Genomic DNA, 11,191 nt, shown 5'->3' with positions numbered 1-11,191 from the left:
ACGCCGACGGGCTGCTTGACGCTGTGCACGTCGATGCCGGTGGAGACCTGCTCGCTGTACTCGCCCTTGAGCTTGTCGATGAGGCCGGAGGCGAACTCGACGTTCTCGAGCCCGCGGCCGATCTCGCCCGCGGCGTCGGAGAGCACCTTGCCGTGCTCGCTCGTGACGATGGCGGCCAGCTCGTCGCGGCGCTCGGTGAGCAGATGGCGGAGGCGGAAGAGCACGTCGGCGCGCTTGGTGAGGCTCGTCGCGCGCCACCCCGGCAGGGCGGCCTTGGCGGCAGCGATGGCGGCCTCCGTCTCGGCGGCTGAGGCCAGCGCGACGTCGTGCTGCCGGATGCCGGTTGCGGGGTCGAAGACCGGTCCGAGGCGTGCCGGCTCGCCGGTCTCCTCACCGTTCACGTAGTGGCGGATCAGGGCCACGAGGTCCTCCTGGAGCTGCTGAGCCGGACGGAATGCCCGGCGGGGAAGTAGGCTTGCAATCCCCATGATCACAGAGCAGAGGAGCGATCGGTGATGCCAGATCGTCGGGCGTTCGGGCAAGACAATACATTCCGTCCGGGAGGCGAGCGCCTCCTTCTCCCCACCGTCAGGGAGATCCTGCGCATGGACCCGATGGCGGACGCCCTGCCCGAGGTGCTCGCCGGCGAGGGCGGCCTCGACGTGCTGGTGCGGTGGGTCCATGTGGCGGAGACCGCGGACGTCGCGCGGCTCGTCTCGGGAGGCGAGCTCCTGCTCGCGACGGGCCTCGGCTGGCCCCGCGACGCTCGCGGCCTCCGCAGCCTCGGACGGGAACTCGCGGAGGCGGAGATCGCGGGCCTCGTGCTGGAGCTCGGCGACCGCACCCCGGTCGCGCCGCAGCCCCTCGTCGACGAGTTCCGAGCGGCGGGCCTGCCGTTCGTCGTCCTGCACCGCGAGGCGCGGTTCGTCGCCATCACCGAGGCCGTGCACGCACGCATCATCGACGACCAGACCGTCGCCCTGCGCGCGCGCGACGAGATCCGGGAGCTCTTCACCGGTCTCAGCCTGCGCGGGAGTCCCGCCGACTTCATCGTGGCGCAGGCGGCCCGCGCCCTCGGCTGCCCGGTAGTGCTGGAGGACACGGGCCATCAGGTGCTCGTGGCCGAGAACGTCGGCGACGGGGAGGCTGAGCTGGAGCGCTGGGAGCAACGGTCGCGCGCGGCGCACCGGGGGGTGGGCGAGCCGGGCTGGACGCTGACACCGGTGGAGGCGCGGGGGATGCGATGGGGGCATCTCGTCGCCCTCCCCGGCGAACCGCATCCGGCCGGTCGTTCCAGTGTGCTCGAGCAGGCCGCGGTCGCGCTCGCCCTCAGCCGGCTGGCCGACCGCGACGACGACGAGTGGATCCGGCGCAGCCACGACGCGCTGCTCGCAGCTCTCCTCGGGCGCCGGTTCGCTCGGGACGGCGGAATGGCCGCGCGCTTCGAGGCCGCCGGATTCCCCGTCGCGGGACGCGTGCTCGCGGGTGTGGCGGTTCGGAGCCGCTCCGGCCGCGTCGAGGAGGGCGCCGTCGCGCGTGCGGTGGAGGCCGCGACCGCGGTGGGCGCGCTCGCCATCGCGGCGGCGCACCCGTCGGCCCCCGGGCTCCTGGTGCTGGCGGTCTCGGCGCGGGCCGGACACTCCGCCGCCGACGCGGTCGCGGACGCGCTTGCGCGCGGTGACGCCGCGGTCGTGGGCGTCGGGTCCGACGCCCGCGGCATCCCCGGGCTGCTCTCCTCGATCGAGGAGGCCGTGGAGCTGAGCGGTCGCGGCGCGGGCGGACGTGGCCGCCACGCGGTGGTCCAGCGGGCGGAGAGCCGCCCCCTGCTGCGGCTGGTCACCGCCTTCGGCGACGACCCCCGGCTGCAGGAGTACTCCGAGCGGATGCTGCGCCCACTGATCGAGTACGACTTCGCCAACGACGGCGACCTCGTGGAGGTGCTGCGCGCCTACCTCAGCCACCCGGGCAATCGCACGCGCGCGGCGGCGGCGAGCCACCTCTCGCGGTCGGTCTTCTACCAGCGGATCGCACTGATCGAGGATCTGCTGGGCCTCGACCTGGATGACGGGGAGACGATCGGCGCGCTGCACACGGCGGTGCTGGCGCGCCGCGTCCGGGGCTGAGCCGGCGTCAGGAGCGCGCCAGGTAGACCTTGCGCAGGGTCTCGTGCACGGTCCAGACCGTGCGGTCGCCTTCCGTCAGGCGGACCACGTCGCCGGCTCCGAGCGTCAGTCGGCGCCTGGTCTCGGGGAACTCCACGTCTGCGCGTCCGGCGATGACGACGAACACCTCGTCCGCCTCGACGTCGGCAGCGGTGCCCGGCGCCATCTCCCAGACGCCGATCTCCAGGCCGCCGAAGCGACCGAGCTCGGCCAGGGCGGTGAGCCCGTCGCCGGGAACCGCCGCGAGCGGAAGCCCGAGCGCCGGCACGCTCACCGTCTCGTTCAGGATGTCCATCGTCGTCCTCCTCGGGTGTCTCGCGGCGCTCTCACGCGCTCGCCGGGGTCTTCGCCGTCTCCGCGGCGGAGACGACGGGCACGGTGGTTGCTGTCACAGCGATGTCCTCTCTGGCAGGAGAGGAGCGAACGCGGCGCCGATGCCGCGCTCACGAGTCGAAGCCGAGCCCGACGGCGTCAAGCGTGCGGAGGAAGAGGTTGCGTTCCCCGCCTCGATGGTCGGCGCGGTCGAGCGACCAGCGGGTCAGGTTGATGCCGATCGCCGCAGCGGGCTCGGGAGGGAACGGCAGCGGCCGGCTGCGGACCATCGCCAGTTCGGTGCGCTCCGTCGAACGACCCGCCAGCAGATCGAGCATCACCTGCGCGCCGAAGTGGGTGGCGGCGACGCCGAGGCCGGTGTAGCCGGTCGCGTACGCCACCGTGCCGCCGCGGGCGGTGCCGAAGAACGCGCAGAAGCGGCTGCAGGTGTCGATCGCGCCGGCCCAGCGATGGGTGAAGGTGAGCCCCTCGAGCTGCGGGAACGTCGTGAAGAAGTGGCTCGCCAGGCGGCGGAAGGTCTCCGGCCGGTTCTCATAGCGCTCGCGGACGCGACCGCCGAAATGGTAGATCGCGTCGTAACCGCCGAAGAGGATGCGATTGTCCCGGGTCAGCCGGTAGTAGTGGAATTGATTCGCCGAGTCGCCGAGCCCCTGGCGTCCCGACCAGCCGATCGAGGCCAGCTGCTCGGCCGTGAGCGGCTCGGTCATCAGCACGTAGTCGTAGACGGGGACCGTGGCGAGCCGGTTGCGCTTCAGCAGGCTCGGGAACACATTGGTCGCCAACGCCGTGCGCTTCGAGCGGACCACGCCGTCGGGCGTGTACAGCGTCGTGCCGTCGCCGATGCCCTGCACCGGGCTGTGCTCGAAGAGCTCCACCCCGACGGCCTCGCAGGCACGGGCCAGTGCCCGTGCCAGCTTGGCGGGGTGGACGAGCGCGGAATCCCTGGTGCGGATCAGGCCGCCCAGATAGGTGGGGGAGTGCACCTCGGCCTGCACGGCTGTCGCGTCGAGGAAGCGGACACCGCTCGCGGCGCCGCCATCGGCGGCGGCCTCCCGGAGCCACTCCACCTGGTGCGGCTCCGTCGCCAGGTCGATGGCGCCGTTGCGCTCGAACTCTGCGTCGAGGCCGAGTTCGGCGACGGTGGCCTCGATCTGGTCGAGGTTCTGCATGCCGAGCTGCTGGAGGAGGTCGAACTCCTCCGCGAACCGGCTGCGTCCGTTCTCGTCGCCGTGCGTGAGGCTCGCCTCGCAGAACCCGCCGTTGCGCCCGGAGGCCGCCCAGCCGACGCGCCTGCCTTCGAGCAGCACGACCCGGGACTCCGGGTTCTCCCGCTTGGCGAGCAGGGCCGTCCAGAGGCCGGAGTAGCCCCCTCCCACGACGGCGAGGTCGCAGCTGATATCCCCGGTCAGGCGGGGGTAGGGGTCGCTGGGGGCGTCCTCGATCCAGTACACCTGCTGCCGCGCGGGAGCGAGCGCATGGGCGACGACCGAGGCGTCGGGACGCTGACGTTCGAACACAGTGCTGGGCACGTGAGACCTTTCCTGGAGACGGGTTCCGTCAATTCTCGCCGGTCACTGGCCGCCCGTTCGTCAGGAATCCGAGGTGGCTCCGTGCAAAGCGTCCGGCGTTTTCGTGCGCGCTGAACCGCTTCAGTCCGCGGTAACCTTGCCCAGTCCGGCGTGCGAAGGGAGCGGCGATGGTGTCAGCGACGCGGGTGACGATCGGCGGCCTCGCCGACCGGCTCGGGCTGTCCAAGGCCTCGGTCTCGTACGCGCTCAACGGACAGCCGGGTGTGAGCGACGACACCCGCCGGCGCGTGCTCGACCTGGCGGAGGAGCTCGGCTGGCATCCCAGCTCGAGCGCGCGCGCTCTGTCCCGCGCGCGGTCCGATGCGATCGGGATCGTGTTGCGGCGCGACCCGGGGTTGCTGGGCACCGAACCGTACTATATGAGCCTGCTGGCCGGTGTGGAGGCCGAACTGGCGGAGAGCGGCCAGTCGCTGCTGCTGAGGATGGTCGGCGGCTCCGGCGGGCAGGACCTCGCCGCCTACCGCCGGTGGAGCGCCGAGCGACGTGTGGACGGCGTGATGCTGTTCGACATCGTGGTCGGCGATCCGCGGCCGGCGCTGCTCGACGAACTGGGTCTCGCCTTCGTGCTGCACGGCAACGACGAGCGGGTGGCGCCGGGCCGCGTCCTGCTCTATGACGCGCGCGGCGATGCGCGCATGCTGGTGGATCATCTGCACGCGCTCGGGCATCGCCGCATCCTCCACATCCAGGGGCCGGACGAGTTCGAGCACGAGCAGGAGCGCGCGGAGGCGATCGCGCACTTCGCGGCCGACCATGGCATGCAGGCGGTCTCCGAGCCGTCCGACTACTCGATGGAGGCCGGCGAGCGGATCGCGGCAGCGCACGCCGACGACCCCGACCTGTCGGCCGTCGTCACCTCGAACGACCTGCTCGCGCTCGGCGCGCAGGTCGCGCTGTCGCGGCACGGCAGGGAGGATGTCGCCCTGGTGAGCTGGGACGACTCGCTGATCTGCCGGCTGGGGTCGCGTCCGCTGACCGCGCTGGCACGCTTCCCCGAGGAGCAGGGCAGGCGCGCCACCCGGATGCTGCTCGACGGGCTCGCCGGCGTCGTGACTCCGACGCACGCGGCCCGCCCGTCCGAATTGATCGTGCGGTCGACGAGCGTGCGCGCGCGTCGACGCTGAGCCCGACGTGTCTCGCAAACGTATCCGATATACACCCGATTCCGCGGCCGTCAACGCTTGGAATTACTGAACCGGTTCAGTTATAGTCGCGGTGGCGCGACGTGCGCTCCCCGGGGACGGGAGCGGCAAGCGCCCATCAAGAGACGAAGGAGTCACAATGAGGAAACGCGTCATCGCCGCGGCAGCGCTGGCGGCCACGATCTCGCTCGTGGCGGCAGGCTGCAGCAGCAGCGGTTCGACATCGTCGGCCAGCGGATCGACCATCACGTACTGGGCCAGCAACCAGGGAACCAGCCTCGCCAACGACAAGCAGGTCCTCACCCCGGTGCTGGACGACTTCACCAAGAAGACCGGCGTCAAGGTCAAGCTCGAGGTGATCGGCTGGAACGATCTGCAGACGCGCATCCAGACCGCCGTCACCTCCGGGCAGGGGCCCGACGTGCTGAACATCGGCAACACCTGGGCGGCCTCGCTGCAGGCCACCGGTGCCTTCCTGCCGTTCGGCGACAGTGAGATGAAGGCGATCGGAGGCAGCGACAAGTTCGTGAAGACCGCCCTCGACACCGGGGGCGCGGCGGGCAAGACGCCCACCAGCGTCCCGCTCTACGGTCTCGCGTACGGGCTGTACTACAACAAGAAGATGTTCTCGGACGCCGGGGTGCAGCCTCCCACCAACTGGGGGGAGCTGGTCGCCGACGCCAAGAAGCTGACCAACGGCACCCAGTACGGCTTCTCGCTCGCGGCCGGCAGCTACACCGAGAACGCGCACTTCGCGTTCATCAACTCCGCGCAGAACGGTGGTGAGTGGTTCGACAGCAAGGGCAACCCGACCTTCACCTCCTCGGCGAACGTCGACGGCATCAAGCGCTACCTCGACCTGATGCAGACCGACAAGGTCGTCAACACCTCCAACGCGCAGTACGACAACGGCGTCCAGGCGGTCAACGACTTCGCCACCGGCAAGGTCGCGATGATCCTGAGCCAGAACAACGCCGACTCGTCGATCAACGCCAACGGCATGAAGTCCGATGCGTACGGGGTCGTGCCGTTCCCGGCGCCCGCAGGCGGCAAGCCCGTCGCGAGCCACGTCGCCGGCATCAACCTGTCGATCTTCAAGAACACCAAGAACAAGGACGCCGCCCTGGAGTTCGTCAAGTACATGACGAGCGAGTCGGTCCAGTCCACGCTCGGCAAGCCGTACGCGACCCTTCCGGTGCTCAAGGGCGCCAAGCCGAACTTCACCGACAACGCGGACGAGGCCGCCACGTTCCAGAAGATCTACAACGAGATGTCCAAGCCTCTGCCGCTGGTGCCGGCGGAGGACCAGTTCGAGAACACCGTCGGCAAGGCGATGAACGCCATGTTCGCCAAGATCGCCACCGGCGGCACGGTCTCCGGCTCCGACATCAAGTCGGCGTTGCAGACGGCGCAGGACCAGGTCAAGCAGTCGATCGGCGGCTGACGCTCTGAATGACACGCTCGCCGGGCGGGTGCGCATCCCGCCCGGCGAGCACGTACCACCTGAAGGAGACCCATGTCGACGACGACAGACGTCCGCGGACCGGCGGCCGCGCAGAAGCCGGCCCCGGCTCCGCCCGCACCGAGACGGAAGCGCCCCAAGGGCTGGTGGCTCCCGTTCGTCCTGCTCGCGCCCGCGATCATCTTCGAGCTGCTCATCCATGTCGTGCCGATGCTCACCGGCATCTGGATCAGCTTCCTGCAGCTCACCAAGTTCTTCATCGCGAACTGGAGCGAGGCGCCCTTCGTCGGCTTCAAGAACTACCAGGTCGCGCTCGACTTCAACGGCTCGGTGGGAGCGGGCCTGCTGCAGTCGTTCTTCGTGACGGTCGGCTTCACCATCCTGGTGGTCGGGCTCTCGTGGGTCCTCGGGATGGCCGCGGCCGTGGCGCTCCAGGGCCGTTTCCGGGGCCGCGCGCTCTTCCGCACCCTGTTCCTCGTGCCCTACGCCCTCCCGCTCTACGCGGGCATCATCACGTGGAAGTTCATGTTCCAGAAGGACACGGGCGCGATCAACCACTTCCTGTTCGACAACCTCGGACTCCCGGGCGACAAGCCGTTCTGGCTGATCGGCGGCAACGCCTTCTGGGCGATCGTCGTCGTCGCCATCTGGAGGCTGTGGCCGTTCGCCTTCCTGATGCTCATGGCAGGACTCCAGTCCATCCCCTCGGACGTCTACGAAGCGTCCGCCGTCGACGGCGCCAGGCCGTTCCGGCAGTGGCGTTCGATCACCGTGCCGATGCTGCGCCCGGTCAACTCGGTGCTGCTGCTCGTGATGTTCCTCTGGACGTTCAACGACTTCAACACGCCGTACGTGCTGTTCGGCAGCACCGCGCAGCCGGCGGCGGGCGACCTGATCTCGTTCCACATCTACAACGCCTCCTTCCTCACCTGGAACTTCGGCTCCGGCGCCGCCATGAGCGTGCTCCTGCTGCTGTTCCTGCTCGTGGTCACGGGCGTCTACCTGCTCGCCGTCAACCGGAGGAACCGCGATGCGTGAAACCCGTTCTTCTCACGTCTTCCGCTGGGTCGTCGTCGTCTTCCTGACGATCTTCACGGTGGTGCCCCTCTACGTGATGGTGACCTCGTCGATGAAGCCGCTGTCGGAGGTGCAGGGCGCGTTCACGTGGTGGCCGCAGACCATCACCTTCCAGCCGTTCATCGACATGTGGACGACCGTGCCGCTGGCGTCGTACTTCGTCAACAGCCTCATCGTGTCGAGCGCGGCGACGCTCATCAGCCTGGTCATCGCGGTGTTCGCCGCGTACGCGGTGTCGCGCTACCGGTTCAAGGGCCGCAACGTGTTCACGACCACCGTGCTCTCCACGCAGATGTTCCCCGGCGTCCTGTTCCTGCTGCCGCTGTTCCTGATCTTCGTCAACATCAACCAGGCGGTCGGCATCCAGCTCGTCGGCACCCGGTGGGGCTTGATCATCACCTACTTCACGTTCGTGCTGCCGTTCTCGATCTGGATGCTCGCGGGCTACTTCGACGGCATCCCGCGCGAGCTCGACGAGGCGGCCAAGGTCGACGGCTCCGGGCCGATGGGCGCGCTCTGGCACGTCGTCCTCCCGGCGGCGCGGCCCGGCCTGATCGCCGTCGCGATCTACTCGTTTATGACGAGTTGGGGCGAGGTGCTGTTCGCATCCGTGATGACGACGGACGAGAACCGGACGCTCGCGGTCGGCCTGCAGCTCTACTCGACCCAGACCAACGTCTACTGGAACCAGATCATGGCGGCCTCCCTCGTGGTGTCGATCCCGATCGTGGTCGCGTTCCTGCTGCTGCAGCGCAACTTCGTCGCCGGCCTCACCGCTGGGGCGGTCAAGTGAGCCCCCGCACCCCGGAAGGAAGCATGGATCGTCCATCTCCTGTTCTCACGGTCGGCGATGCTCCCGTCGTCTGGCTGGGAGCGAACTTCTGGTCGCGCACCGGAGGCCCGCTGATGTGGAAGCGCTACGACCCGGCCATCCTCCGAGAAGAGCTGCGGGTGCTGGCCGACCACGGTCTGAACATGACGAGGTCGTTCTTCTACTGGCCCGACTTCCACCCCACACCCGACACGCTCGACGAGCAGTGCCTGGCCAACTTCGCCGACTTCCTCGACGCGCACACCGAGGCGGGGATGACGACCGTTCCGACCTTCCTGGTCGGGCACATGTCGGGCGAGAACTGGGATCCGGCCTGGCGGGAGGGGCGTGACCTCTACCGGGATGTCTGGTTCGTCGGCCGCCAGGCCTGGTACGTCCGCGAGCTCACGGCGCGGTTCGCGGCCCATCCCGCGATCGCCGGCTGGCTGCTGACGAACGAGGTGCCCATCTACGGCGGCGAAGCGCCACGGCCGATCGTCGACGCCTGGGCGTCGCTGCTGGTCGACGCCGTGCGGGCGGGCGGAGGCACCCAGCCGGTGTCCGTCGGCGACGGCGCCTGGGGCATCGAGACCACCGGCCACGACAACGGCTTCTCGGTGCGCGACCTCGCGCGCTACACCGACTTCGTCGGACCGCACGTCTACCGGATGGAGAGCGACCAGACCCGGCAGCACCTCAAGGCGGCCTACATCGCCGAGCTGGCGGGCGTGGGCGGCCTCCCGGTCATCATGGAGGAGTTCGGCCTCACCAGCGACTTCGTCTCCGACCAGGGTGCTGCGTCCTACTACCGCCTGCTGCTGTACACGACGCTCCTCGCCGGCGCGACCGGGTGGATCGCGTGGAACAACACCGACTACGACGACCTCGCCGATCAGCGGCCGTACTCGCACCACCCGTTCGAGATGCACTTCGGCATCACCGACCGCACCGGCGCCCCCAAGCCGCCGCTGCGCGAGCTGGCCCGGTTCGCCGCCGACCTGGCCGCGATCGACCTGCCCCGCGCGCGGCGCAGCCCCGTCGACGCCGCCATCGTGGTGCCCTCGCACCTGGAGGCCGACTACCCGTTCACCCAGGAGGCCGAGCGCGCACACATCGTTGTCACCGGCGAGCAGTCCTATCTCGCGGCGCACGAGTCCCACATCCCGGTAGCCGTGGTCCGTGAGCGGGAGGACGGCGGCATCCCGGCCGGCTACGGACTCTACCTGCTGCCGTCGGTCAAGCAGCTCTGCGCGACCTCCTGGCTGCAGCTGGAGGACCTCGCGCGCGGCGGAGCGACCGTTTACGCCTCGTACTCCCACGGCGACAGCGGGGTGCAGCGCGGACCGTGGTGGACCAACACCGAGGAGCTGTTCGGTGTGCGGATGGACAGCTCCTACGGCCTGGCCGAGCCGGTGACCGACGAGGTCGCGACGCTGCGTTTCGTACAGGACTTCGCGGGCCTGCCCACCGGCGCGACCCTGTTCTTCCCGGCGGCGGGGAGCGAGAACAGCAGGACGTTCCTGCCGGTGCGGGCGACCTCCGGCACGGTCGTCGCGGTCGACGCCCACGGCCGCCCGGCGATCGTCGTGAAGGAGCATGGCGCGGGTCGTGCGGTGCTCTGCACCTACCCGATCGAGTTCTTCGCGTCCGCGCGGGCGCGAGCGAACCCGGAGGACACCTGGAGACTGTACGCGGCGCTCGCCGAACTGGCCGACGTCGAGCGCGATGTGCGCCTCGACGATCCGCGTGTGTTCGTGGACACGCTGGTCCACGACGACGGCCGCCGCTTCGTCGTGTTCGTCTCGCAGCACCCGACGCCGACCACCGTTCGGCCGCAGGTGGCGGGCGAGCTGCGCACGCTGACGGGCGAGCCCGCCGCCGAGCTGACGCTCGACCCCTACGGCGTCGCCGTCCGCGAGCTCGTGCTCGACTGAGGGGCCGCCGAGGGGCGCCCCAACGCCCCCAAAACCCGGCTTTGAGGGCCTTTGGGCGCCCCTCAGCAGCCCCTCGTGGTACTGGACTGGTAGGGTGTGCGCATGTCGAATCGGGGGAATCGAGCGGCGTCGTCTGCTCTCGCGTGCGCACTGTTCGTGTCCGTGACGCTGAGTGCCTGTTCGTCGGGGCCGGCGCCGGCCGAGACGCTTTCGGCCGCGTCGCCGACCGCCGCGGCGTCGGCTGCAACGACGTCGTCGACGCCGGCGACGCCCGCGCCGCTCGACGCCCGCAGTGCGTGGAACGCCTGCGCGCAGGTCGCCCAGACCGAGTACGTCGACAAGAACGACGGGTCGTCGATCCGCCCGTTCTCGGAGACCACCACACTGCAGACCGACGGCGACGGGAAGACGTTCGTCATCGTGGCCGTCGCTCCGGCCCACCCGATCGAAGGTGTCGGCTCGATCGCCATCATCTGCTCCATGTCCGGCACCGCCGACGCCCCGCATGTCGACAAGTGGATCATGAAGGACATCTGATCGGCCGCCCTCCTGCCGACGCGTGCCGAAGGGCCGCCGAGGGGCGCCTAAACGCCCCTAAACCGCCGGTTTAGGGGCGTTTGGGCGCCCCGCGGCCGCCGGTCCGGAGGCCGGCGCGTGGCGCTCGAGGAAGTCGTAGACCTC

10 protein-coding genes are annotated in these 11,191 nt (G+C 69.8%); 7 read left to right on the top strand and 3 right to left on the bottom strand.

Annotated features, from left to right (window positions below):
* The coding region (locus tag Q0Q23_RS18885; protein WP_295127954.1) for an aldehyde dehydrogenase family protein at nt 1-422 on the bottom strand (422 nt) is incomplete at its 3' end.
* A 93-nt stretch (nt 423-515) separates the two neighbouring features.
* Here Q0Q23_RS18885 and Q0Q23_RS18880 point away from each other — a divergent pair.
* A complete protein-coding gene (locus Q0Q23_RS18880; protein ID WP_295127957.1) occupies nt 516-2,123 on the top strand; it encodes a PucR family transcriptional regulator in 1,608 nt (535 codons plus the stop codon).
* Nucleotides 2,124-2,130: 7 nt separating this feature from the next.
* Here Q0Q23_RS18880 and Q0Q23_RS18875 read toward each other — a convergent pair whose 3' ends face one another.
* Nucleotides 2,131-2,457 carry a cupin domain-containing protein gene (locus tag Q0Q23_RS18875; protein WP_295127951.1) on the bottom strand — a complete coding sequence of 109 codons (327 nt, stop codon included), beginning with the start codon at nt 2,455-2,457 and terminating at the stop codon, nt 2,131-2,133.
* A 148-nt stretch (nt 2,458-2,605) separates the two neighbouring features.
* Nucleotides 2,606-4,024 (bottom strand): FAD-binding oxidoreductase, encoded by a 1,419-nt coding sequence (locus Q0Q23_RS18870; protein WP_295127948.1) that lies wholly within the window; start codon nt 4,022-4,024, stop codon nt 2,606-2,608.
* A 167-nt stretch (nt 4,025-4,191) separates the two neighbouring features.
* On the opposite strand from Q0Q23_RS18870, the gene Q0Q23_RS18865 reads away from it, so the two are divergent.
* From Q0Q23_RS18865 to Q0Q23_RS18840, 6 genes are all read left to right on the top strand, one after another.
* On the top strand, nt 4,192-5,208 hold the full coding sequence (locus Q0Q23_RS18865; protein WP_295127945.1) for a LacI family DNA-binding transcriptional regulator: 1,017 nt from the start codon (nt 4,192-4,194) through the stop codon (nt 5,206-5,208).
* Nucleotides 5,209-5,365: 157 nt separating this feature from the next.
* Nucleotides 5,366-6,670, top strand: coding sequence for an ABC transporter substrate-binding protein (locus Q0Q23_RS18860; protein WP_295127942.1), 1,305 nt, complete (start codon nt 5,366-5,368; stop codon nt 6,668-6,670).
* A gap of 72 nt (nt 6,671-6,742) precedes the next feature.
* Nucleotides 6,743-7,726 (top strand): carbohydrate ABC transporter permease, encoded by a 984-nt coding sequence (locus Q0Q23_RS18855; protein ID WP_295127939.1) that lies wholly within the window; start codon nt 6,743-6,745, stop codon nt 7,724-7,726.
* Entirely contained in the window at nt 7,719-8,558 is an 840-nt protein-coding gene (locus Q0Q23_RS18850; RefSeq protein ID WP_295127935.1) for a carbohydrate ABC transporter permease, read from the top strand. Before Q0Q23_RS18855 ends, Q0Q23_RS18850 begins: the two co-directional genes overlap by 8 nt.
* A gap of 23 nt (nt 8,559-8,581) precedes the next feature.
* Complete coding sequence (locus Q0Q23_RS18845; protein ID WP_295127932.1) at nt 8,582-10,510, top strand: cellulase family glycosylhydrolase; 1,929 nt, start codon at nt 8,582-8,584, stop codon at nt 10,508-10,510.
* Nucleotides 10,511-10,612: 102 nt separating this feature from the next.
* Nucleotides 10,613-11,047, top strand: a complete 435-nt coding sequence (locus tag Q0Q23_RS18840; protein WP_295127929.1) for a hypothetical protein — start codon at nt 10,613-10,615, stop codon at nt 11,045-11,047.
* Nucleotides 11,048-11,191: the final 144 nt, after the last annotated feature.

The organism is uncultured Leifsonia sp., assembly GCF_945957465.1.
Classification (GTDB): domain Bacteria; phylum Actinomycetota; class Actinomycetes; order Actinomycetales; family Microbacteriaceae; genus Leifsonia.
The sequence above is the reverse complement of the archived record's forward strand: the minus strand, read 5'-3'. Positions and strand labels throughout refer to the sequence as shown.